Genomic DNA, 23,255 nt, shown 5'->3' with positions numbered 1-23,255 from the left:
CTCCAAAATATATTTTATATGTTTTTTAGTGAACTGTATTGAAAAGCATATATAAATAAGTTAAAATATAGCTTGTGTTTTATATGCAACCTAGACATGTCTCACTCTTAATTGAGTGGGTTTTTTTTAATCAACCTTATTTCGCCTTTTCAGTATTTTTAGTAAGTCAGTAGCTTGAATACTTTCAAAGTATTCTCCATCTTCACAACATTGAGCTTTAGAAATTAATTCTGAATGGTAATCCTCAATTTTTGTATAGGAAGTATACAATTTAATTCCATCAAAGATTTTAAAATGATACCAACACCTAAAATTTCCATGATTCTCGATGTCTTTAGTTAGCATATCTATTAAACAATTTTGTTCACGGAATAATGATTTGCCACTTTTCCCGACTAACCGCATAAAAATCAGACCTTTATTTTTATAATACCACTTTAATTCAACTTTAATTCGAAATTTTTTAACTCTAAAAGAACTAACTGTTCTGTTCCTTTATATGTTGTATCTGGGGTGAGGAAGGGTGTAAAATGGCGTTTGGGTAATTATTATTATGGAGTTTTCTGAAGCAAGGCAATATACTTATAGAAATTTAAGGAGGACTATAAATGATAAAACATATTTTTTCCGATATGGATGGTACTCTTTTAAATGACTTTGGGCAAGTGTCGCCTGTGACAGTTGAGGCAGTTAAAACAGCACAGATACCTTTAACACTTGTATCAGCACGTGCTCCGCTGGAAATGCAAGATGCTATTCGAGCATTAGGATTAACCGAACCACAAATTGCTTTTAATGGTGGCTTGATATATTTGCCACAAGAACATGGCATCACAGCATTAAGTGAATGTCCTATAGATTTAACAACTGTTCAATTGATTGTTAGAAAAATTCAGGAGCTGTTTCCAGAAGTTAGTCTTAGCTTATATAATCGTGAACAGTGGCTAGCAGAAGAAAATGATGATGGTACCGTTTTTGAATCGTCATTGACTAATCAATATCCTTCTTTAATGCCATTCTCAAAAGTATTTGATAGGAGTAGTACACCGTTATTTAAAGTTATGTTAATTACGTTTGATACTACTGAAATGAGTAAGCTAAAAGAATTTTTTGAAAAATTATCTTTACCAGATGTGAACATTCAACAATCAGATGATACACATTTAGAGATTACCAGTATTGATGCTAAAAAGTCTCGTGGAATTGACTATATAATTGGATGCGAAAAATTGAATATTGATGAAACTGCATGTTTTGGTAACGGATTTAACGACTTAGCAATGTTTGATAGAGTTTCATATAAAATTGCAATGGGTAATGCTTTTCCTGAGATTAAAGCAAAAGCAACGTACATTACTAAGTCAAACATAGAGGATGGTATAGCATACGCGCTGAGATCTATTCCGATATTTAAAAATTGAACAAAAAAATTTTCTGTTCAATATTAAGTACGCCAAACAGATTAATTAATCTAGTAAAATAAAAGCAAAAAGTAGAGTTTGAGTCAGGGGTTATACTTGGTGCTTGTTTAATTCAAGTAGACTTAAGATAATCGTCTATATTATATTGAATAAAAAAAGCCCCACTGCCTTAATTGAAAGTGGTTTTTGGATTAGGCTTTTATTTGCATTAAGAAATATATAGACTATACTAATTCATATAAAAAGAATTCAATTTTAAGTAGGTATAGTAATGAAAATAGAAAATTTAGGACCAATAAGGAGAGCAAATTTTTCTCTCAATAATGTAAATGTTTTTTTTGGTAAAAATAATAGTGGTAAAACGTATTTGTCTTACCTTTTTTATGGAATATTAAAATATGTGAGAAGAGAAGAGTATAAATTTATAGCTGATAATTCTATTAAAATTATGGAAACAGACTCTCAAGGATTTATAATAGAAATTAGTGAAGTATCTACGCTGGAGGATAGATTAATATCGAAAATTTTAAAGGATATAACTGAAAATTATATTTCTATTACGACAAATGTTTTTTCTTTACCTAAGGACGAATTTAAGGATATGGAACTTGAATTGAGCGAACAGGATTTAAAAAGGCTCGTTATTAATAACAATGTTGATAATATTTATGAGGCTAAAGAAAAAAGTTTTGGATTAAGGTTGTCTGAACAAGGAGTTTACAGCCAACTTGTTCAAAGTGAAAATAATAAAGCAAATGATAAAGTAACTATAGTATTTAAATATGTGAGAGAGCCATCGTTGCGTCTTAAGAAGGAAATTGAAGGGGAGGAAGCGGCAGAAAAAAAAGTTACAAAAAAGTCTGCTATCTTAATGGCTAACAAAGTCATGCAGGGATTCTTTCAGGGAAGTAATTTTTTCGGCGATGTTTACATTCCTGCGGAGCGTAATGGAGTTAACGTTTTTAGAGAAGAGATTAATGCTGAACGATCTAATAAAGTTAGCGAAAACATAAAAAAATATCCCAATTATCCTGCTCCGATTTCTGACTATATAATTTTTCTAAACACTGTACAATGGATAAGGCCCCTTTTCGAACCTAGTGATAAACAAAGAAATGATGATTTCTTGCTAAATGTTTTGGGAGGAAAATATGTAAGAAATAAAGATTCGCAGTTAGCGTTTCGGCAATTATATTCAATTACTAAAGGTGGGGTAGTTAAATTTAAGAAGAAGTCATATCCATTCAACGTAACTTCTTCATCCATTAAGTCTCTGTATGGTATGGACATCTATATGGAAGTTATGTTAAATGCAAGTGGAATGGCTAAGGGTGTATTGTTTATAGATGAACCAGAAATGAATTTAGATCCATTTAAACAAGTTGAGTTAAGCAAAATACTTTATGAATTATCAAATAGAGGAATTAAATTATTCATATCAACTCATAGTGATTATATAATGAGAGCCATGACTAATATAGCATTATCTGAAAAAATTAAGTTAAAGGGTGAAGCTTCAACAATCTCAACTTTTAATTTTGAAAATGGCGAAATTCACGGAAATGATAAAATTTGGGAAGATGATTATCTAAGCAATTTCGATTCTCCGTATGAAACACTTCAGAATGAGTTTGATAAGTTAATAGAGAAGTATAGCGAGTGTGAAAAACATGATGACTGATGATGAACTTGGGAATATGGTGAGTCAAACATTGAAATCGAGTTATTTTGAGATAATAGAGAATAAAAGATCAATTAAGCTTTCCGAAAAAAATAATGATGGAAACAAAAATACTAAATCTTATAGTTTTATTATTGAATTAACAGAAGATTTAAGAAAACAGAAGTTTTTAATTTTGAAAAATTTAGAAGAGCTAAAAAACTATGCCCATTATCTTAAGTCTGAACCAAAGGACTGTGATTATGTTATATTAAATGAAAGTTTAAAATTGGTAATTTTTATTGAGTTAAAGAATACTAATTGCAGGAAGGAAGAAATTATAGAACAGTTGTATTCTGGAAAAAAATGGGCCGAACATTTATTATTTTGTTCGGGATATGGAAGTTCAGAGTTAAAAGATTCTATTTTTGATGGGTGGCAAACTCATTATATTTGTTTAAATTATAAAAGAGGACGTCGAGTGGTGCAGAGGGGTAGCAGTCAGAATCAACACGTCTACAGAAATATGAGTGCAAACTTTTTAAAAGGTAATAGATTCCAATTTAATAACTTATTAAAATGATGTGTTTGCTTTCAAGACAGAGATGATTATATGCTTAGCTCAAAAAAGTAAACAAACTTTAAAATCAAGTTCATCTGCTTTGATGGTCAACGTTGGCACAGCAACGGGGAGTTAATTTTTTAAGAAGATTAATACTCTTCAACTAACAGAAGAATTTCTTCAATACTTTTTTCATGCCAGCTAATTGAGTCAACTAATTTTTCAGTTTCTACTATACATAATATATAGGATACTCGGCAGTCACTACTTTATTTAATATTTTAGAGTAGTGATTTTCTTTTATGATTATTTCCGTACCTATTAAGTTATTGATCAATTCATTTCTTGTCATTTTGCAAAACTCCTTATTGAATTTTCTGTTCAATATTAAGTACGCAAAAGACAAAAAAAGCATTTTCGAATAATGTTGCACAAATGTTGCACAAATCATTCAAAAATGCCTTTAAACCAGTGCCACTCTATGCCCTCGGCAGGAGTCGAACCTGTACTTGGAAAACCAAACAGCGACCTGAACGCTGCGCGTCTGCCAATTCCGCCACGAGGGCAAGAAATAATAATACCAAGATATTATACAATATACTCGTATAAAATAAAAGAACAATAATTTCGAAATACTTGAATAGTAGAGGGATAACATTTAAAATTATAGTAAGGTTTGATGATGTACAGGAGGTTAAGATTACTTAACGATATAGTATTTTTGAAGAAATTATATAGATAAGATGTTATATTAATTGCGAAAGGTAAGGGGGAAGACCAATGGAACAGAATTACAGAAGTATTTTAGTTCCGGTTGATGGTTCCAAAAATGCAGAGAAAGCACTTGAAAAAGCGATTGAAATTGCTAAGCGAAATAATAGTTCTCTTGAAATTTTAAATGTAATTGATACAAAGCAGTTTACAAATAATTTTGGTGGAATTATTAGCATATCTGGTGATGTAGTATATTCAACCTTTGAGACAGTGAAGCAGTATCTTGAAAAATTGAAGGAAAGAATTCTTAAGGATGGTTTCAATAATGTTGAGGTGCATGCTAGATTCGGTTCTCCAAGAGTAGTAATTGCTAAGGATTTTGTAGATGACTATCCAATAGACTTGATTGTATTAGGAAAAACGGGAATGTCAACTGTTAGCAGAATATTTGTGGGTTCTGTAACTGATGGAGTTATTAGAACTGCTAGCTGCGATGTATTAGTTGTTGGTTGAAAGCGAGGTTATTGCAATGACAATCATTGAATTAATTGCCTTTGTTAGTTTAATTGGCTTAATGGCATATAATATTAAATTAGGACTAGTGGTAAGAAAATTAAAAGATAAGCTAAATAATGGGAGAAAGATAAAGCTTACAGAGGATGCAAATAAAAATATAGTAGATGCAATTAAAGTTCGAAAAAGATGGACTTTGTTAAGCCAATGTTTATTTTGGGTATCGATAGTAATGATGATGCAAGGAAATCTTGGGTTAGTCATTTATTTTCTTGATTTATATACGGTAACTGTGATTTATATAAATCTTGTAAATAGAAAAGTTTTTTCTGAACTTATTAAATTGTAGAACTATCTAAGTTTTTGCAAGGGAATATAGCTGGGGTCGTTTTTTAACCTTGGCTTTTTTATTGAACAAAATTTTGTTTGCGCGGATAATTTAAACTGAATTGAGGAATTTATTATGGCTAATTTTGGAAAATATGGGAAAGCATTAATTAATAGCATCTGTTCATTTATCGTTTTGTTTGCTCTAGTACAATTAATAGCTGCATATAATTGGAAACTTGTGTTGGATTACTACTTGATCAGTAACTTTCTTCTATTAAATCCATTTAATATGATGAATATTGAGATAAAAAAAGATAAAGAAGTTATTTCAGAGGTTATGAGTAGAACTAATAAGGAATTTACTTCATTACAGCAAGAAGAGCAAAGAATGAAAAGATCACAGAGAAATAATAATAGGGAAAATGATTCAAGAGATATATTATTGAACTTTTTTTTGAGTTTTATGAAACATTGTTTTTTTATTATCCTTGCTCCAGTAATTTTTTTACAAAAAGTAATCATGAATTAATGAAATTGAGGATGTTAATTTTAAAAAGTAAGTTATTTTGTGAAATTCATTAATTTTATTAATTTTTGTGGTGTTTTTTGTGAATAAAAAAAAGTTTTGCTGTTGACTTTTCTAATGAAATTGATATAATCTTGTTATTTATTAATTTACAGGAGGGGTTAATTACATATGAAAAGTTTTTTAAAAAGGTTATTTTTAAAAGAAGATCCAAATGTTTATAAAAATAAAGATGCGCATTTAGCACAAGTTTTGACTGTTAAAGATTTTCTGGCATTAGGGGTAGGCACAATTGTTTCAACATCAATATTTACTCTCCCTGGTGTTGTTGCAGCATCACATGCTGGGCCAGCAGTTGTTATATCCTTTTTATTGGCTGCAATTGTTGCAGGATTAGTTGCTTTTGCTTATGCTGAGATGTCATCAGTAATGCCTTTTGCAGGGTCTGCTTATTCATGGATAAATGTAGTTTTTGGAGAGTTTTTTGCCTGGATTGCTGGATGGGCTTTATTAGCTGAATATTTTATTGCAGTCGCATTTGTTGCATCTGGAATATCAGCTAATTTTCGTGGGTTACTTGAACCTTTGGGTATTAGTTTTCCTAAGCAATTGGCAAATGCATATGGCACAGAGGGGGGAATTATTGACTTAGTGGCATTAATCGTTGTTATTGCGGTTGCAATTTTATTATCAAAGGGAGTTTCTGGAGTTGCACGAATTGAGAATATTTTAGTGCTGCTTAAAGTTTCAGCAATTATTTTATTTATTGTAGTCGGAATGACAGCTCTGCATAAAACTAATTATTTTCCTTTTATTCCTAAGTACCATTTAAATTCTGATGGTTCTGCTTTTGGTGGATGGCAAGGAATTTATGCAGGGATTTCTGCAATTTTTTTGTCATATATTGGATTTGATTCAATCGCAGCCAACGCAGCTGAGGCAAAAAACCCACAAAAAACAATGCCACGTGGCATACTAGGCTCATTGCTCATAGCGGTTGTGTTATTTATTGTTGTGTCACTAGTAATTGTTGGAATGTTTAATTATAGAAATTATGCCAACAATGCTGAACCAATTGGATGGGCCTTACGACAGAGTGGTCACCCAATTATTGCAACAGTTGTCCAAACAATTGCGGTTATTGGAATGGTGACTGCATTAATTGGCATGATGATGGCTGGTTCACGTTTATTGTACTCATTTGGAAGGGATGGGATGTTACCAAAATGGTTAGGCAAACTGAGTAAAAATAAATTACCTAATCATTCTACTTACACGCTTGCAGCAATCGGTGTTGTGATTGGAGCCTTATTTCCTTTTGCCTTTTTAGCCCAATTGATTTCGGCTGGGACGTTAATTGCGTTTATGTTTGTTTCTATTGGAATTTATGCATTACGCCCTCGTGAAGGAAAAGATTTACCTATTCCAGGGTTTAAAATGCCATTTTATCCAATTTTACCAGGAATCGCTTTTCTGGGATCTTTTGGAGTTTTTTGGGGTCTAGGGGATGATGCAAAGTTATATGCATTAATCTGGTTTGCAATTGGGTTAGTTATATACTTTGCATACGGAATGAAGAATTCATACTTAGCAAATAAAGATAAAGTATAAAAAATAATTGTTATGATAGAGTGCAAGTGCAAAATAACAGTTAATATTTGGGTTATTAAGATAGAGATGCCTATAAGATTTGGTTTATATAGAACAAGTTGATAAGTTATTCTTTTTAAAAGTTTTAAATTTGAAAGATAGACGAAAAGAACCGGGAATTCTCTAAAATTAGGAACAATTTATTATTGATAGTGATATGAGTATACTTATATGTATTATTAAAAAAAAGACTAAGTCAAAAGAATTCGACTTAGTCTTTTTTTGATGCATAAAGATGTAGTTTATTTAAAGAATAGTTCATTGCAAAATTTCAATCTGCAAAGAATGTAATACTCGGCCATTTTTCTTGCCATTTTTTATTTGTAACACGCGACTTGTAATCTGCAAGTATCGTAGAATCTTGTTGAAACCTTGGAGTTGGATGAACTTCAAAATCAAAAAGGTGATCTAAGCTGAAAGGCGCAATAAGCTCAGATTTACTGTTATTAAAGTTAACTGCGATACTATTGCATGTTTCGGGAATTGTTTCTAGTGCAAGTGAAATATTCTTACCAAAAGGTTGCATAGATTTTTTATTGTTAAGGCATACATTCTCAAGATTCCAAAAGTATTTAGAAAAATTTTGAGAAAGAACAGCTTTTTTAGTTAGAAACTCTTCATAGGTTTCGCTCGTATCTGCATAAATAACATCAATATTTTCTAAAACTAAGTTAGTTTTCTTATGGGCAAGGATATTCCAGATAATTGTACGTATTGTGCCACTACAAACAAATGCATTACTAAGATGATTTTTTTTTAAAATATGAAAAATTTCATTAAGTTCAATATTGGATTTTAATAGTCTAATTAATTGCTGTTCGTAATTCATTTAATTCCTCCATAAAAAAGTGCTAAAGTTAATTGTAATATCTTTGCGAGAATATTGAAAGGCAATATTATTAATTATTAAATCCTCATTAAGTGGTGTGGATATTTAAAATTTGTTATATTATTAGTATGAAAACGTTTTAATTGAATAAAGGAGGCATCTCCATGACAAAGGTTATAGCTATTAATGCAGGAAGTTCTAGTTTGAAGTTCAAGTTATTTGAAATCGATTCAGAAAAGGTTCTAGCTGAAGGAATTTTTGATAGAATTGGACTCGAAATGAGTAAAATAAAAATTGAGTATCAAACTAATAAAAAGTTTGAGGTTGATGAGAAAGTAAAAGATCATGCATATGCGGTAAAGAGATTATTGGGATTGTTACTTGACTTAAAAATTATTCGCGATTTTTCTGAGATTGAAGGAGTTGGACATCGCGTAGTTGCTGGTGGCGAAGTTTTTAAGCATTCTGTGGAGATTACAAGTAAAGTTATACGAAAAATAAATTCGTTAGCTGAGTACGCTCCAATCCATAATCCGGCTAACTTAATGGGAATCAAGGCATTTAAAAAAGTATTACCATTTGCGACTGCTGTTGCTGTTTTTGATACTTCATTTCATCAAACAATGCCTAAAGAGAATTTTATTTTTAGTGTGCCTTATGAATGGTATCAAGAATATGGTGTTAGAAGATACGGGGCTCACGGGACAAGTCACCGCTATGTTGCAAAAGTTGCAGCTTCAATGTTAGATAGACCATTAGAAAAATTAAAATTGATTAGTTGTCATCTGGGTGCTGGGGCCTCAATTTGCGCAATAAAAAATGGTTTGTCATTTGATACGTCAATGGGATTTACACCACTGACAGGTATTACCATGGCAACTCGTTCAGGGGATACAGATGTTGCAATGTTGTCTTTTATGATGCAAAAATTAGATATGCATTCGATGCCTGAAGCAATTTATGATTTGAATAAGCGATCTGGATTATTAGGAATTTCGGGTGTATCTTCTGATATGCGTGATATTTTAGCGAAACGTGAAACAAATTTACGTGCAAAATTAGCGATTGATGTTTTTGTTAAGGATATAGTGAAGTATATTGGCGCATACACTGCTGAAATGGGAGGAGTAGATGGAATTATTTTTACAGCTGGTATTGGCGAAAATTCTACCGAGATTCGTAGCAAAATTTTGAATAGATTGGCGTATATGGGAATTGAAGTGGATGAAAAGAAAAACGCACTAAGAGGACAAAATTTATTAATTTCAACTGATAATTCTAAAGTACAGGTACTTGTAATTCCAACTGATGAAGAACTGATGATTGCACGTGATGTTAATAAAATAATGAAAAAGAAATTAAAGCATTAAATTGGTATAGATAATATAGTGATTTATGCAGCTTTTTGTAATAAAATCGTAATATAAAACTATTCACAAACATGACAAAAAGTGTTAGATTATTCAAGTCGATAATTCAATTAATTTGGGAGGACTTTAGTCATGGGAAACAAACTTGATATTCTACATGATTATCAAGAGACGGTTGCTAAAATTGCTGAACTCGATGATGTTTGCATGAGAATCAGCAATTCTAAGCGAGGACGCCACTTATTAAGTGCTTACGATGAGAAAAAACGTGATGTTGAAGAAGAACGTGAACAACTTGAGATTATTTTAGAAGCAATGAATGCTGCAGAAGATTAAATCAAAGTAAGCAATTAACAAAAATAAAAAAGAGAGTATACTAACACGTTTAGTTTTGGTATATTCTTTTTTTATTAGTAAATTTCCTGATAAGTTTTTTTTGGAAATAATAGAATACGAAGATAAGCTAATTATTTTGTGTTATTTGGGTCTGAGTAATAGATAATCCGGATAAATGGGTTCTTTTTGTGGATAAAGTTCGATTTTTACTTTGACAATTATGTACACCTTTGCTAAGCTAGGTCTGTAGTTTAGGAGGGATAGCAGTGAGTAATGAAATCAGTATTATAATGGGAAGTTCTTCGGATTGGGAAACAATGAAAGAAGCTGCCCTTATAATAGAAGAATTTGGTGTCAATTTTGATAAACAGGTTATTTCTGCACATAGAATGCCGCAAGAGATGTTTAAATTTGCTAATGATGCTGCAGATAGTGGAGTTAAAGTTATCATTGCTGGTGCAGGTGGGGCAGCGCATCTTCCAGGCATGATAGCAGCTAATACGATTTTGCCAGTTATAGGTGTTCCAGTTCAAAGTCATGCACTAAATGGACTTGATTCATTATTATCAATTGTTCAAATGCCGGCAGGTGTTCCTGTAGCAACAACCGCTATAGGTGTTGCTGGGGCAAAAAACGCTGCTTTATTAGCTCTTCAAATATTAGGAATTCAAAATAAGGAAATTTCGCAAAAAATTAAAGCTTATCGTAAAAAGTTACATGATAAAGCCTTGAAAAGTGGTGAAGAACTTGTCTAAAATGATAGTACAAGGACAAACTATTGGAATAATTGGGGGTGGACAATTAGGCCAGATGCTTGCATACTCTGCTAAGTCAGCAGGGTTTCGCGTAGTGATATTAGATCCTAATCCTGATTGTTCAGCTGGGCAAGTTTCTGATAATCAAATCGTTGCTGAGTATGAAAATATTTCTGCAATAGAAGAATTGGCTTCGCAAGCTGACGTTTTAACTTATGAATTTGAAAATGTTGATTTAAAAGCTTTAGAAGATGTACAAAATACAGTCTCAGTTCCACAAGGTACAAAACTTTTAGCAATTACTAAAGATCGATTAAATGAAAAAAACTTTCTTGTGACAAATGGTCTGAAAGTAGCACCTTTTGAAGAAGTTAATTCAAGCGCTGAATTAGTTACTGCGGTTCAAAAAATTGGGTATCCTTCTGTTTTGAAAACTTGTCAAGGTGGATATGATGGTAAAGCGCAATTAGTGTTGCATAATGCTACTGATTTAGAGAAGGCAACAGAAATAATTTATCAAGGACAATGTATTCTAGAAGGTTGGGTTAAATTTTCTAAAGAGATTTCTGTGATGGTTGCTCGTAATCTGGATGGAGAAATTTCAATGTTTCCTGTTAGTGAAAATATTCATCGAAATCAAATTTTGCATGAGAGTATTGTACCTGCTAGAATAACAAATGAGTTACAAAAAAGAGCTCAAAGTATGGCAAAAAAAATTGCAATGAGCATCGATTTGTGTGGCGTTCTTGGAGTAGAGATGTTTGTAGGAGAAGACGGAGAACTTTATGTTAATGAGCTTGCACCTCGTCCGCATAATTCAGGACACTATTCAATTGAAGCTTGTAATTTTTCTCAATTTGATGCTCACAATCGTGCAATCTGCAATTGGCCAATGCCAAAAATTGAATTATTAAAACCTGTTGTCATGGTTAACGTACTGGGACAACATGTAGAAGGTGTTGAGCGGCTAATTCCTGAAAAGTCTCAATGGCAGTTTCATGATTACGGAAAAGGTGATGTGCGACAAGACCGAAAAATGGGCCATATTACAGTTTTGACAGATGATATAGAGGAAACTCTTTCAGAAATAAAAAATACAAAAGTATGGGACTAAAGGAGTAAAATTAATGATTTCACGATATTCACGACCAGAGATGGCAACAATTTGGGAAGATGAAAAGAAATATGAGTGTTGGCTTGAAGTAGAAATAGCTGCTGATGAAGCTTGGTCAAAGCTTGGACATATTCCAGCAAATGATGTTGAAAAAATAAGGAAGAATGCTAAATTTAATGTTGATAGAATTCTGGAGATAGAGCAGACAACGCACCATGATGTAATTGCTTTTACTCGATGTGTATCTGAATCATTGGGTGAAGAAAAAAAATGGGTTCACTATGGCTTGACTAGTACAGATGTTGTTGACACAGCCTATGGATATCAATTGAAACAAGTTAATGAATTATTGCGAGCAGATTTAGCGCACTTTAAGGGGATTGTTGCTAATCAGGCGAAAAAATATAAAAATACTGTTATGATGGGTAGAACTCACGGAGTACATGCTGAACCTACTACTTTTGGCTTGAAGTTAGCTAGATGGTATTCTGAAATCAAACGAGATATTGAACGCTTTGAACATGCTGCTAGAGGTGTTGAGGCCGGTAAAATAAGTGGTGCAGTCGGGACTTTTGCAAATATCGATCCTTTTGTGGAAAAGTATGTTTGCGAAAAACTTGGAATTCGACCTCAAGAAATTTCTAGTCAAGTTTTACCACGTGATTTACATGCGGAATATCTTTCTGCATTAGCCTTAATTGCTACTAGTTTAGAAAAATTTGCAACTGAAATTCGTGGATTACAAAAGTCCGAGACTAGAGAAGTTGAAGAACATTTTGCTAAAGGGCAAAAAGGATCTTCAGCGATGCCTCATAAACGTAATCCAATTGGTTCAGAAAATATTTGTGGTTTAGCGCGCGTCGTGCGCGGCCATATGCTAACGTCATTTGAAGATATAAGTTTGTGGCATGAGCGAGATATTTCTCATTCTTCAGCAGAAAGAATAATTTTGCCAGATACAACAATTTTAGTTGATTATATGTTGAATCGTTTTGGTAAAATCTTAGAGAATTTAACGGTTTTTCCAGAAAATATGTTAAGAAATATGGGTAGAACATTCGGCTTGATTTATAGTGGTCGTGTGTTACTTAAATTAATTGATACAGGAATGAGTCGAGAAGAAGCGTATGATTTAATTCAGCCAAAAACTGCAGAATCTTGGGATAAGCAGGTACAATTTAGACCTTTATTGGAACAAGACGAAAGAATTACAAGTCGTTTGTCAAAAGAGGAATTAGATGATGCATTTGATTATCATTGGCATTTACGTCGAGTAGATGAAATTTTTGAACGTGTTGGTTTAAATTAGTTTAATATATATAGAAAATAAGTGGTATAGGTCAAGTACTTTTGACCTATACTTTTTTTATTTATTGTACACAACGTATTGTTCGTAATAATTTATTAACATGTTAATTCAATTTGACAATTTAGTAAATATTTATAAAAAAGCTAACAAATTTACCACATATTAAAATAAAGTTCGGCTTTTATGTATTGACTAATTGTTTCTTTATTGTTAATCTTTAAGTGAATTAATGACCATTAATAGTAGTTTTTATTCTTAATATTCGTTTTTAGTTGAAGGGATTGGATTGAAAAGATGGAAAAATTGATTTATGAAGGAAAAGCCAAACAAATGTGGACAACTGCTGATGAAGATGTTTTAAGAGTTGTATATATGGATCAAGCAACGGCTTTAAATGGTAAGAAAAAAGACCAAATTTATGGAAAAGGAGTTCTTAACAATCAAATATCATCTTTGATTTTTGAATATCTTGCACAAAAGGGAATTGAAAATCATTTTATAAAAAAGGTGTCGCCTACTGAAGAATTGGTTAAAAAAGTAAAAATTTTACCACTTGAGATGGTAACTCGAAACGTAGCAGCTGGACATTTTGCTACTCGTTTTGGTGTTGAAGAAGGAAAAAAATTTCAGACACCCGTTGAAGAAACTTACTTTAAGAGTGATAAATTAGATGATCCTTTTATGAATGATTCTCAGATTTTGGCTTTAAAAATTGCTACCAAAGAAGAAATTGAAAAAATGTGGAGCATTTCAAGAAAAGTGAATCAGTTATTGACTGACTTATTTGCAAAAATGGACTTAAAACTAATTGATTTTAAATTGGAATTTGGGAAATTAAAAAATGGTCAAATCGTATTAGCAGATGAATTTTCTCCTGACAATTGTCGCTTGTGGAATATTTCAGATAATGCCCATATGGATAAAGATGTTTATCGACGTGATATTGGGAACTTAACAACTGTATACGAAGAAGTATTGAAACGACTCAAAAGAGTTCTTATGGAGGAAAACTAATTATGGTTAACGTACGAATTTTTGTAACATATAAAGAATCTGTTTTTGACCCTCAAGGAGAAACGATTACAGATGCAATTCATAGTTTAGGGTTTTCTAATGTAAAAAAAGTAAATGTTGGGAAATTTTTTGATTTACAAATTGATTCAAGTGACAAGAAAGTTGAAGAAGTTGTAAAAGAGGTTTCAGAACAATTGCTAGTTAATTTTAATTTAGAAACTTACCGATATGATGTAATGGAGGAAGCGTAATGAAGATTGCGGTTGTAGTTTTTCCAGGATCAAATTGTGATGTTGATCTTTTTGAGGCTTTGCATACCGTTTGCCAAGCAGATGTTGAATACGTTTCACATAAAGAAAAAAGCTTGGAATCATTTGATGCTGTGATGCTACCGGGTGGTTTTTCATATGGGGATTATTTACGCTGTGGTGCAATTGCAAGATTTAGTAATATTATGCCAGCAATTGTGGAATTTGCAAAACAAGGAAAACCAGTTTTTGGAACTTGTAATGGATTTCAAATTTTGACTGAAGCAGGACTATTACCAGGGGCTTTAAAACAAAACAACAGTTTAAAATTTGTTTGTAAAACAGTTGATTTGACTGTTGAAAATACAAAAACACCTTTTACATCGCAGTATGGGGAAAAAGAACAGATTTCATTACCAATTGCACATGCTGATGGTAGCTACTATGCTGATCAAGAAACATTGGCAAAACTAGAAGAAAATCACCAAATTGTATTTCGATATGCAGGAGAAAATCCCAATGGAAGTTTGAATGATATTGCTGGGATAACTAATGAAGCAGGAAATGTTCTTGGAATGATGCCTCATCCTGAAAGAGCTGTTGAAGCTTTGTTAGGTAATGAAGATGGGTTGCGGGTATTTAAATCATTACTTGAAAGTGGGAAAAATACGATTGAGGAGGCAGCATTTTAATGGCCATCAAAGCTGAAATGAGTCCAAAAGAAATAAAAGAGACGAAACCTTACATTGAATGGGGTTTAACTGAAAAAGAATTTGATTTTATTTCAGAACAATTGCTAGGAAGATTACCTAATTACACTGAAACAGGACTATTCTCGGTTATGTGGAGTGAACATTGTTCTTACAAAAAATCCAAGCCTGTGTTACGAGAGTTTCCTAATAGAAGTAAACGTGTTCTTCAAGGACCTGGTGAAGGTGCTGGAATTGTAGATATTGGTGATGGCCAAGCAGTGGTTTTTAAAGCTGAAAGTCATAATCATCCTTCTGCTGTTGAACCATATGAAGGTGCTGCAACTGGTGTAGGAGGAATTATACGTGATATTTTCAGTATGGGTGCTCGGCCGATTGCAATGCTAGATTCATTACATTTTGGAGAAGTTGATAATGCACATACGAGATATTTAATTAATGAAGTTGTTGCTGGAATCGGTGGATACGGCAATTGCATGGGAATTCCAACGGTTGGTGGAGAAACAACGTTTGACGAGTGTTATACAGGTAATCCTTTGGTTAATGCAATGTGTGTTGGAATTATGGACCAAAATGATATGCAAAAAGGAAGGGCAAAAGGAGTAGGTAATGCGGTTATGTATGTAGGCGCAAAGACTGGTCGTGACGGAATTCATGGTGCTACTTTTGCTTCTGCAGATTTTGCGGATGATAAAGAAACACAACGTTCAGCAGTTCAGGTTGGAGATCCCTTTATGGAGAAGCTTTTGATGGAAGCTTGTTTGGAATTGACTGGACAACATAAAGACTGGCTTGTGGGAATTCAAGATATGGGAGCAGCAGGCATAGTATCATCAAGTTGTGAAATGGCTTCTAAGGCGGGAAGTGGGATGGAATTAATACTTGACTATGTTCCACAGCGTGAACCAGAAATGTCGGCTTATGAAATAATGCTGAGCGAATCACAAGAAAGAATGTTGTTGTGTATTCGAGCGGGATTTGAAGAAGAAGTAAGATCATTATTTAAAGACTATGGCTTGGAAGCAGTTGTTATTGGACGAGTGACAGAAGGAAATGATTATGTATTAAAACACAAAGGTGAGATTGTCACCAATATTCCTGTTTCAAGCTTAACAGAAGATGTACTGGAAGAACCTAGTGAAGAAACAAATCCTGAAAGAATAAGTGTATCTGAAAAGCTTAACAATTGGGTGCCTGATATATTGGATGCTAGAGAAACTTTAGGGAAAATGCTTGCACAACCGACAGTTGCATCAAAAAAAATTTTTACACAAACTTATGATTCACAAGTTAGAACTAGTACGGTTGTCGGGCCTGGAAGTGATGCAGCTGTTTTAAGAATTAGAGGAACTAAAAAAGGTCTTGCAATGACTTCTGATGGGAACGGACGGTTTGTCTATTTGAATCCCTTGATAGGTGGCCAGATTGCTGTGTTAGAAGCTGCTGCTAACTTAATTGCAAGTGGCGCTTTACCATTGGCAATGACAGATTGTCTAAATTATGGTGACCCTAATGACCCAGAAATTTATTGGGAACTTCATAAATCTGTTTTAGGAATGTCAGAAGTATGTCGAGTATTGAATACACCTGTTATTTCAGGGAATGTTTCGCTGTACAATGAAAATAATGGTGAAGCAATTTACCCAACGCCAATGGTTGGAATGGTTGGGTTGATTAAAAATATTAATGGTTATTTGACTAATACTTTTAGAAAGAGTGGGGCAAAAGTATTCTTAGTTGGTGAGACTTTTGCTGATTTTGCTGGATCTGAAATTCAAAAGATGATGACAGGTAAAATTTCTGGAAATCTGAGGTCAATTAATGTCAATTCAGAAAGTGAGAAGTTCTTTAAATTGTTAAAGGCAATTGAACTCGGTATTGTGGATAGTGCGCATGATTTGAGTGAAGGTGGTCTCGCAGTTGGATTGGCAGAAAGTCTTTTTTCAAGTGGCTTAGGACTCAAAGCTAATTTGACAACAATGAGCTCAGCATTTTTATTTAGTGAAACTCCGGGTAGATTTGTTGTTAGTGTAGTTCCTGAAAATGTTGAAAATTTTATTGAATTAATGAAAGATGATTGCACTGAAATTGGTGAAGTTACTACAAATAGAAAATTGCAGATAAAGTGTCAAGATACAGAATTTGATTTTTCAGTTGAAGAAGCTCAAAAAGTTTGGGAGGAAGCAATACCATGCCTTATGAAATCAAAGGATTAAATGAAGAATGTGGTGTTTTTGGCGTCTTTGGAACACCCGAAGCTAATCATCTTACGTATTTTGGATTACACAGTTTACAACATCGCGGGCAAGAAGGTGCTGGAATTGTTGTGAGTGATGGAAAAAAACTCAAGCAATTTAGGAATCGTGGGCTATTGGCTGAAGTCTTTTCTAATAAGGAAAATTTAGACAATTTAGTTGGCACGGCAGCAATCGGACATGTCCGATATGGTACTAGTGGGAATAATATTCTTGCAAATGTGCAACCATTTCTTTTTCATTTTGGTGATGGCGACGTTGCTTTAGCTCATAATGGAAATTTAACAAATGCTGAATCGATGAAACGTGAACTTGAAAAAGATGGTGCGATTTTTCAATCTACATCTGATACAGAAATCTTGATTCATTTAATTCGTCAAAAAAAAGATATGCCTTTTATAGATGCATTAAAAGCTAGTTTAAACCAAGTACATGGCGGATTTGCTTTTTTGCTATTACGTGAAGACAGTTTGATTGCTGCACTAGATCCAAATGGATTTAGGCCATTATCGATTGGACAGCTTGAAAATGGTTCATATGTTGTAGTTAGTGAGACATGTGCATTAGATATGGTTGGTGCAAAATTAGTGCGTGATGTGCAACCAGGTGAACTTGTAATCATTGATAAGGAAGGATTGCATATTGATCGATATACTCAAGATACTCAATTGGCAATTTGTTCAATGGAATATATTTATTTTTCACGACCTGATTCAATTATTCATGGAGTTACAGTGCATAATGCACGAAAAAAAATGGGTAGGCTATTAGCTCAACAATCTCCACTGGATGTTGACATGGTCATTGGTGTTCCTAATTCTTCTTTGTCTGCAGCAAGTGGATATGCTGAAGAAAGTGGTTTGCCATATGAAATGGGTCTTATCAAAAATCAATATATTGCTAGAACTTTTATTCAACCAACTCAGGAATTGCGTGAACGTGGTGTAAAGATGAAATTATCGGCTGTTCGAGGGGTTGTAGAGGGTAAGAAAGTTGCAATTATTGACGATTCGATTGTTAGAGGGACAACTAGCAAACAAATTGTTAGATTATTAAAGGAAGCTGGAGCAAAGGAAGTTCATATGAGAATTGCTTCACCACCTTTGAGATTTCCTTGTTTTTATGGAATCGATATTTCAACACGTTCAGAATTGATGGCGGCCAATTATACTGTTGATGAAATGTGTAAAGAAATTGGAGCAGATTCTCTTGAGTTTTTAACAATTCCAAATCTAATTAAAGCAATTGATATTCCTGATGCAAAAAATGCACCAAATGGTGGTCTATGTGTTGCTTACTTTGATGGTAATTATCCAACTCCTTTGTATGACTATGAAGATGGTTATTTGAAATCCTTGAAACGTCAACAGAAATTGGAGGTTGGCATAAAATGAGTAGATATCAAGATGCAGGTGTAGATGTGAATGCCGGATATGAACTTGTTGCTCGTATTAAAGAAGAAGTTGCAAGTACAAAGCAGCTTGGTGTTCTCGGAGGACTTGGAAGTTTCGGCGGATTGTTTGATCTTGGAGAGTTAGCAATAAAACATCCTATCTTGGTGTCAGGTACTGATGGTGTTGGTACAAAATTATTAGTTGCACAGAAGGCAAATCTTCATGACACAATTGGAATGGATTGTGTTGCAATGTGTGTCAATGATATTATTGCGCAAGGTGCCAAACCATTATATTTTTTAGATTATATCGCTACTGGGCACAATGATCCTAAAAAAATGGCTGAAATTGTAAAAGGAGTAGCAAGTGGTTGTCGTCAAGCTGAAGTGGCTTTAATTGGAGGGGAAACTGCTGAAATGCCAGATATGTATTCTAGTGAAGAATATGATCTAGCTGGCTTTTCAACAGGGGTTGTAGAAAAAAAAGATTTATTAACAGATGAAAAACCTCAAGTTGGAGATATTTTATTGGGGTTACCCTCAAGTGGGTTGCATTCAAATGGTTTTTCTTTAGTACGCCAAATTCTTTTTAAAGAGAATGGATTGAATCTCAACGATAAGCCAATCATTTTTGAAGGCAAAACCCTAGGTGATGTACTTCTTGAACCAACAAAAATTTATGTTAAGAATGTATTACCTCTCATAGAGAGTCGAATTATTAATGGAATTAGCCATATTACAGGTGGGGGATTAATCGAGAATTTACCACGTATGTTCGCTGATAATATACAGGCAAAAGTCAATAAGGGTTCATGGCCAGTATTACCAATTTTTAATTATCTTAAGGAGTTGGGTAATTTAACAGATCGAGACTGCTTTGAGGCTTTCAATATGGGACTTGGTATGGTAATTGCGATTTCTCCAGATAAATTGGAAAAAGCAAAAGCTATTTTAGTTTCCCAAAATGAAGAATTTTACATTATTGGAGAATTAGTAAACAGACTCGCTGATTCTGAAAAAATTAGTATTAAGTGAGGCATTTAACATGAAAATTGCAGTTTTTGCATCAGGCAATGGATCCAATTTTGAAATATTTGCGAAATTGTTTGAGAAAAAAGAAATACCAGGTGATCTCGCATTGCTTTTTTGTGATCATCCAGATGCATATGTGGTGGAACGCGCACAGAAGCATCAAGTACCAGTTGAAACTTTTACTGTCAAAGAATCGGGTGGCAAAAAGTTATACGAGGAAAAAATTGCTAAGTTATTGGAAGAACATGAGATCGACTTTATAATTCTTGCGGGCTATTTAAGGGTAATTGGGCCCGCAATTCTTGATAATTATGAAGGACATATTGTGAATTTACATCCAGCCTATCTTCCCGAATATCCAGGTCTTCATTCAATTGAACGTGCTTTTGAGGACCATAAAAAAGAGACAGGAGTAACTGTTCATTATATTGACTCAGGCCTAGATTCTGGGCCAATAATTGCACAAAGAAAGGTTCCAATTCTAAAAGATGATACGCTTGAAACCTTGGAAACTAGAATACATGAGTGTGAACACGAATTGTATCCTAAAACTGTAAGAGATATTTTGATTGAGCTAGAAAAGGAGATTAACTAAAGATGAAGCGAGCATTAATGAGTGTTTCTGACAAAACAGGGCTAGTACCATTTGCACAAAAATTAATTGAAAATAATTTTGAAATTATTTCAACAGGTGGCACAAAAAGAGTTTTAGAAGAAGCGGGCATACAAACAATTTCTGTAGAAGATGTAACTGGTTTCCCTGAAATACTTGACGGGCGTGTCAAAACATTAAACCCACTTATTCACGGTGGTTTGTTAGGGAGAAGAGATTTACCTGAACATGTTAAAACAATGGAAAGATTACATATTAATCCAATTGATTTGGTATGTGTAAATCTTTACCCGTTTAAAGAAACAATCGAAAAGTCAGATGTGACACTTGAAGATGCAATTGAAAATATTGATATTGGCGGACCAAGTATGTTACGTAGTGCTGCAAAAAATTATCATGATGTGACTGTAGTTGTTGATAGCAATGATTATGAGGTTATAGTGACTGAATTAAATGATTTTGGGGATACTAAGTTAGAAACACGTGCAGAATTTGCTGCTAAAGTTTTTAGACATACAGCTGCCTATGATGCATTGATTGCCGACTATTTAACAAAAAAAGTAGGAATTGAGGCGCCTGAAAAATTAACACTGACATATGATTTGGAGAACTCAATGCGTTATGGCGAAAATAGTCATCAAAAAGCATGGTTTTATAAGGATGCTCTTCCTAAAGATTATGCGATAACGAATGCAAAGCAATTACATGGTAAAAAGCTGTCATATAATAATATTAAAGATGCAGATGCTGCTATTAGAATTGCACGTGAATTTGCTGAGCCAACAGTAGTTGCACTAAAGCATATGAATCCTTGTGGCATTGGAAGAGGTAAAAGTCTAAAAGAAGCTTGGGATAGGGCATATGCAGCCGATTCAATTTCAATTTTTGGTGGCGTGATTGTATTAAATCGTAAAGTAGATCTTGCAACTGCCGAAAAGATGCATGAATTATTTTTAGAAATTATCATTGCACCTGCTTATGATAAAGATGCTTTTGAAGTTTTGGCAAAAAAGAAAAACATTCGTTTACTCCAGTTAGATTTTTCAAATAGGAACGAAGAACCCAAAAAAGAAACTGTTTCCATAATGGGCGGAATATTAGTACAGGAACAAGATGTTTTAGAAGAGAATGTAGCAGATTGGACAGTTGTGACTGCAAATAAACCTTCAAAAGAACAACTTGAGACACTTATGTTTGCTTGGAAAGCGGTTAAACATACTAAAAGTAATGCAATTGTTGTGGCTAATGCTAATCAAACATTAGGGATTGGTGCTGGTCAACCAAACAGAATTGATTCAACAAAAATAGCTATCAAAAATGCAGGAAATGATATCGATGATTCTACTGTATTAGCAAGCGATGCATTTTTCCCAATGGATGATTGTGTTCAATACGCAGCAGAACATGGAATTAAAGCAATAGTACAACCTGGTGGTAGTATTCGAGATAAGGATTCAATTGAAATGGCTAACAAATATGGAATTACGATGGTGACAACCGGTATTCGTCATTTCAGACATTAAAGTGGAGGTTGCAATTTTGAGTAATAAACTTAACTTGTTAGTAGTGGGATCAGGTGGAAGGGAACATGCAATTTGTAAAGCCTTTAGTAAGAGTCAAATTGTTGAAAATGTTTATTGCGCTCCTGGTAACGTAGCGATGGAATCAAGTAAAATTAAACCTGTTAGTATTCCTGAACTAAATTTTGAAGAATTAGCAAATTTTGTAATTGCTAATAAAATTGATTGGACTTTTGTTGGACCAGAAGATGCCTTGGTTGCTGGGATTGTTGATTATTTTAAGGAACGTGGACTTGCAATCTTTGGTCCTAATAAAATTGCGTCACAACTAGAAGGCTCTAAGGACTTTGCTTTAAATTTCATGGTTAATCATGAAATTCCGACAGCTAGATATCAAACCTTCCAAAAATCAGAAAATGCAATCAAAGCACTTACAAATTTTTCTGCACCAATAGTTATTAAAGCTGATGGTCTTGCAGGAGGCAAAGGTGTTACGATTGCAAATACGTCTGATGAAGCTGTTGATGTTATAAAAAAAATGTTTGACAATGGCGAAACACAAATTGTACTAGAAGAATTTTTAAATGGGCCAGAATATTCGTTATTTGTAATTGTTAATGGTTCAGATTTCCAAATTCTTCCAATGGCTCAAGATCACAAGCGGGCATTTGACAATGATAGTGGGCCTAATACTGGTGGGATGGGGGCATATAGTCCAGTTCCACAATTGGCGCAAGAAGATTATCAAAATATGATTGTTAAAGTTGTAGAGCCATCAATCAAGGGCTTAAATTCCGAGCAATTTGACTATCATGGAATTTTATATATAGGATTAATTTTGACTGAACAAGGGCCTAAAGTAATTGAATACAATGTCAGGTTAGGTGATCCAGAGACACAGGTTGTTTTACCGAGATTAGAATCAGACTTTGCTCAAGTAATCGATGATTGTATAAATGGTTTGAAAATGGAAAAATTAAGTATTAATCCCCAGGCATGTTTGAATGTCGTCTTAGCAGCTGAAGGTTACCCTACTAATCCAAGAAAAGGCCAATTATTACCAAGCTTTACACAGGAGCCAGGAATTTCAATTGATTATGCTAATGTAATCAAAGATGGTGACCAATTTTACGGCAATGGGGGTAGAATTTTAAGTGTTGTTTCAATACAAAAAACACTTATTGAGGCACAAAAAAAAGCATATTCTTATATGAAAAATTATGAATTTGAAAATTGTAGATTCCGTAAAGATATTGGCAATAAAGCTTTCAAGGATTAATGAACAGTTGACACAAACGAAGGGTGGATTCCAAGAAAAATTAAAGACAGGTACAAACCAAAATTCATTTGGTATGCATCTGTCTTTTAATGTATGATGTTT

23 protein-coding genes and 1 tRNA gene are annotated in these 23,255 nt (G+C 33.5%); 21 read left to right on the top strand and 3 right to left on the bottom strand.

Annotation, left to right across the window (positions count from 1 at the left end; all coding sequences use genetic code 11):
• Nucleotides 1-126: 126 nt before the first annotated feature.
• Nucleotides 127-405 carry a hypothetical protein gene (locus FC80_RS07205; RefSeq protein WP_057829466.1) on the bottom strand — a complete coding sequence of 93 codons (279 nt, stop codon included), beginning with the start codon at nucleotides 403-405 and terminating at the stop codon, nucleotides 127-129.
• Nucleotides 406-608: 203 nt separating this feature from the next.
• Between FC80_RS07205 and FC80_RS07200 the strand changes: the two genes are divergently transcribed.
• The 3 genes from FC80_RS07200 (at nucleotide 609) to FC80_RS07190 (ending at nucleotide 3,664) form a co-directional block, all read left to right on the top strand.
• Nucleotides 609-1,421 carry a Cof-type HAD-IIB family hydrolase gene (locus FC80_RS07200; protein WP_057829465.1) on the top strand — a complete coding sequence of 271 codons (813 nt, stop codon included), beginning with the start codon at nucleotides 609-611 and terminating at the stop codon, nucleotides 1,419-1,421.
• A 271-nt stretch (nucleotides 1,422-1,692) separates the two neighbouring features.
• Nucleotides 1,693-3,102 carry an AAA family ATPase gene (locus FC80_RS07195; protein WP_057829464.1) on the top strand — a complete coding sequence of 470 codons (1,410 nt, stop codon included), beginning with the start codon at nucleotides 1,693-1,695 and terminating at the stop codon, nucleotides 3,100-3,102.
• Nucleotides 3,095-3,664 (top strand): hypothetical protein, encoded by a 570-nt coding sequence (locus tag FC80_RS07190; RefSeq protein ID WP_162260508.1) that lies wholly within the window; start codon nucleotides 3,095-3,097, stop codon nucleotides 3,662-3,664. Before FC80_RS07195 ends, FC80_RS07190 begins: the two co-directional genes overlap by 8 nt.
• Nucleotides 3,665-4,125: 461 nt before the next feature.
• Here FC80_RS07190 and FC80_RS07185 read toward each other — a convergent pair.
• Nucleotides 4,126-4,209: transfer RNA gene (locus FC80_RS07185), tRNA-Leu, on the bottom strand.
• Between the two features lie 214 nt (nucleotides 4,210-4,423).
• Between FC80_RS07185 and FC80_RS07180 the strand changes: the two genes are divergently transcribed.
• From FC80_RS07180 to FC80_RS07165, 4 genes are all read left to right on the top strand, one after another.
• Nucleotides 4,424-4,870 carry a universal stress protein gene (locus FC80_RS07180; protein WP_057829462.1) on the top strand — a complete coding sequence of 149 codons (447 nt, stop codon included), beginning with the start codon at nucleotides 4,424-4,426 and terminating at the stop codon, nucleotides 4,868-4,870.
• 16 nt (nucleotides 4,871-4,886) lie between these two features.
• Complete coding sequence (locus FC80_RS07175; RefSeq protein ID WP_057829615.1) at nucleotides 4,887-5,219, top strand: hypothetical protein; 333 nt, start codon at nucleotides 4,887-4,889, stop codon at nucleotides 5,217-5,219.
• 114 nt (nucleotides 5,220-5,333) lie between these two features.
• A complete protein-coding gene (locus FC80_RS07170; protein WP_057829461.1) occupies nucleotides 5,334-5,729 on the top strand; it encodes a hypothetical protein in 396 nt (131 codons plus the stop codon).
• A 168-nt stretch (nucleotides 5,730-5,897) separates the two neighbouring features.
• Entirely contained in the window at nucleotides 5,898-7,337 is a 1,440-nt protein-coding gene (locus FC80_RS07165) for an APC family permease (protein ID WP_057829460.1), read from the top strand.
• A 310-nt stretch (nucleotides 7,338-7,647) separates the two neighbouring features.
• Here the strand turns inward: FC80_RS07165 and FC80_RS07160 are convergent, their stop codons facing one another.
• Nucleotides 7,648-8,205: a nucleotidyltransferase family protein gene (locus FC80_RS07160; protein WP_057829459.1), complete on the bottom strand. Its 558-nt coding sequence runs from the start codon at nucleotides 8,203-8,205 to the stop codon at nucleotides 7,648-7,650.
• Between the two features lie 164 nt (nucleotides 8,206-8,369).
• Between FC80_RS07160 and FC80_RS07155 the strand changes: the two genes are divergently transcribed.
• From FC80_RS07155 to purD, 14 genes are all read left to right on the top strand, one after another.
• A complete protein-coding gene (locus tag FC80_RS07155) occupies nucleotides 8,370-9,575 on the top strand; it encodes an acetate/propionate family kinase (RefSeq protein WP_057829458.1) in 1,206 nt (401 codons plus the stop codon).
• A 132-nt stretch (nucleotides 9,576-9,707) separates the two neighbouring features.
• Nucleotides 9,708-9,911: a hypothetical protein gene (locus FC80_RS07150; protein ID WP_057829457.1), complete on the top strand. Its 204-nt coding sequence runs from the start codon at nucleotides 9,708-9,710 to the stop codon at nucleotides 9,909-9,911.
• A 266-nt stretch (nucleotides 9,912-10,177) separates the two neighbouring features.
• On the top strand, nucleotides 10,178-10,666 hold the full coding sequence (purE, locus tag FC80_RS07145; protein WP_157055601.1) for a 5-(carboxyamino)imidazole ribonucleotide mutase: 489 nt from the start codon (nucleotides 10,178-10,180) through the stop codon (nucleotides 10,664-10,666).
• 1 nt (nucleotide 10,667) lies between these two features.
• The gene (purK, locus tag FC80_RS07140; RefSeq protein WP_083486953.1) at nucleotides 10,668-11,780 is read left to right on the top strand and encodes a 5-(carboxyamino)imidazole ribonucleotide synthase; all 1,113 of its coding nucleotides are present in this window, start codon (nucleotides 10,668-10,670) and stop codon (nucleotides 11,778-11,780) included.
• Nucleotides 11,781-11,793: 13 nt separating this feature from the next.
• Complete coding sequence (purB, locus tag FC80_RS07135; protein WP_057829455.1) at nucleotides 11,794-13,089, top strand: adenylosuccinate lyase; 1,296 nt, start codon at nucleotides 11,794-11,796, stop codon at nucleotides 13,087-13,089.
• 294 nt (nucleotides 13,090-13,383) lie between these two features.
• A complete protein-coding gene (gene purC / locus FC80_RS07130; protein WP_057829454.1) occupies nucleotides 13,384-14,103 on the top strand; it encodes a phosphoribosylaminoimidazolesuccinocarboxamide synthase in 720 nt (239 codons plus the stop codon).
• Between the two features lie 2 nt (nucleotides 14,104-14,105).
• Nucleotides 14,106-14,354, top strand: coding sequence for a phosphoribosylformylglycinamidine synthase subunit PurS (purS, locus tag FC80_RS07125; RefSeq protein ID WP_057829453.1), 249 nt, complete (start codon nucleotides 14,106-14,108; stop codon nucleotides 14,352-14,354).
• Nucleotides 14,354-15,043: a phosphoribosylformylglycinamidine synthase subunit PurQ gene (purQ, locus tag FC80_RS07120; protein ID WP_057829452.1), complete on the top strand. Its 690-nt coding sequence runs from the start codon at nucleotides 14,354-14,356 to the stop codon at nucleotides 15,041-15,043. The genes purS and purQ overlap by 1 nt, the downstream gene beginning before the upstream one ends.
• A 5-nt stretch (nucleotides 15,044-15,048) precedes the next feature.
• On the top strand, nucleotides 15,049-17,277 hold the full coding sequence (purL, locus tag FC80_RS07115; RefSeq protein WP_083486952.1) for a phosphoribosylformylglycinamidine synthase subunit PurL: 2,229 nt from the start codon (nucleotides 15,049-15,051) through the stop codon (nucleotides 17,275-17,277).
• Complete coding sequence (purF, locus tag FC80_RS07110; protein WP_057829450.1) at nucleotides 17,253-18,710, top strand: amidophosphoribosyltransferase; 1,458 nt, start codon at nucleotides 17,253-17,255, stop codon at nucleotides 18,708-18,710. Before purL ends, purF begins: the two co-directional genes overlap by 25 nt.
• Nucleotides 18,707-19,744: a phosphoribosylformylglycinamidine cyclo-ligase gene (purM, locus tag FC80_RS07105; protein ID WP_057829449.1), complete on the top strand. Its 1,038-nt coding sequence runs from the start codon at nucleotides 18,707-18,709 to the stop codon at nucleotides 19,742-19,744. Before purF ends, purM begins: the two co-directional genes overlap by 4 nt.
• 10 nt (nucleotides 19,745-19,754) lie before the next feature.
• Nucleotides 19,755-20,336, top strand: coding sequence for a phosphoribosylglycinamide formyltransferase (gene purN, locus FC80_RS07100; protein ID WP_057829448.1), 582 nt, complete (start codon nucleotides 19,755-19,757; stop codon nucleotides 20,334-20,336).
• Between the two features lie 2 nt (nucleotides 20,337-20,338).
• On the top strand, nucleotides 20,339-21,877 hold the full coding sequence (gene purH, locus FC80_RS07095; RefSeq protein ID WP_057829447.1) for a bifunctional phosphoribosylaminoimidazolecarboxamide formyltransferase/IMP cyclohydrolase: 1,539 nt from the start codon (nucleotides 20,339-20,341) through the stop codon (nucleotides 21,875-21,877).
• Nucleotides 21,878-21,893: 16 nt separating this feature from the next.
• Entirely contained in the window at nucleotides 21,894-23,153 is a 1,260-nt protein-coding gene (gene purD, locus FC80_RS07090) for a phosphoribosylamine--glycine ligase (RefSeq protein WP_057829446.1), read from the top strand.
• The last annotated feature ends 102 nt before the right edge of the window (nucleotides 23,154-23,255 follow it).

Source organism: Liquorilactobacillus cacaonum DSM 21116 (assembly GCF_001436735.1).
In the GTDB taxonomy this organism is placed as follows: domain Bacteria; phylum Bacillota; class Bacilli; order Lactobacillales; family Lactobacillaceae; genus Liquorilactobacillus; species Liquorilactobacillus cacaonum.
Note: the sequence above shows the minus strand (reverse complement) of the source record. Positions and strands in the feature narration are given on the sequence as shown.

Coding starts and splice junctions, on each gene's coding strand:
- FC80_RS07205 (WP_057829466.1), bottom strand. CDS start 405: ATGCGGTTAGTCGGGAAAAGTGGCAAATCATTATTCCGTGAACAAAAT.
- FC80_RS07200 (WP_057829465.1), top strand. CDS start 609: ATGATAAAACATATTTTTTCCGATATGGATGGTACTCTTTTAAATGAC.
- FC80_RS07195 (WP_057829464.1), top strand. CDS start 1,693: ATGAAAATAGAAAATTTAGGACCAATAAGGAGAGCAAATTTTTCTCTC.
- FC80_RS07190 (WP_162260508.1), top strand. CDS start 3,095: ATGACTGATGATGAACTTGGGAATATGGTGAGTCAAACATTGAAATCG.
- FC80_RS07180 (WP_057829462.1), top strand. CDS start 4,424: ATGGAACAGAATTACAGAAGTATTTTAGTTCCGGTTGATGGTTCCAAA.
- FC80_RS07175 (WP_057829615.1), top strand. CDS start 4,887: ATGACAATCATTGAATTAATTGCCTTTGTTAGTTTAATTGGCTTAATG.
- FC80_RS07170 (WP_057829461.1), top strand. CDS start 5,334: ATGGCTAATTTTGGAAAATATGGGAAAGCATTAATTAATAGCATCTGT.
- FC80_RS07165 (WP_057829460.1), top strand. CDS start 5,898: ATGAAAAGTTTTTTAAAAAGGTTATTTTTAAAAGAAGATCCAAATGTT.
- FC80_RS07160 (WP_057829459.1), bottom strand. CDS start 8,205: ATGAATTACGAACAGCAATTAATTAGACTATTAAAATCCAATATTGAA.
- FC80_RS07155 (WP_057829458.1), top strand. CDS start 8,370: ATGACAAAGGTTATAGCTATTAATGCAGGAAGTTCTAGTTTGAAGTTC.
- FC80_RS07150 (WP_057829457.1), top strand. CDS start 9,708: ATGGGAAACAAACTTGATATTCTACATGATTATCAAGAGACGGTTGCT.
- purK (WP_083486953.1), top strand. CDS start 10,668: ATGATAGTACAAGGACAAACTATTGGAATAATTGGGGGTGGACAATTA.
- purB (WP_057829455.1), top strand. CDS start 11,794: ATGATTTCACGATATTCACGACCAGAGATGGCAACAATTTGGGAAGAT.
- purC (WP_057829454.1), top strand. CDS start 13,384: ATGGAAAAATTGATTTATGAAGGAAAAGCCAAACAAATGTGGACAACT.
- purS (WP_057829453.1), top strand. CDS start 14,106: ATGGTTAACGTACGAATTTTTGTAACATATAAAGAATCTGTTTTTGAC.
- purQ (WP_057829452.1), top strand. CDS start 14,354: ATGAAGATTGCGGTTGTAGTTTTTCCAGGATCAAATTGTGATGTTGAT.
- purF (WP_057829450.1), top strand. CDS start 17,253: ATGCCTTATGAAATCAAAGGATTAAATGAAGAATGTGGTGTTTTTGGC.
- purM (WP_057829449.1), top strand. CDS start 18,707: ATGAGTAGATATCAAGATGCAGGTGTAGATGTGAATGCCGGATATGAA.
- purN (WP_057829448.1), top strand. CDS start 19,755: ATGAAAATTGCAGTTTTTGCATCAGGCAATGGATCCAATTTTGAAATA.
- purH (WP_057829447.1), top strand. CDS start 20,339: ATGAAGCGAGCATTAATGAGTGTTTCTGACAAAACAGGGCTAGTACCA.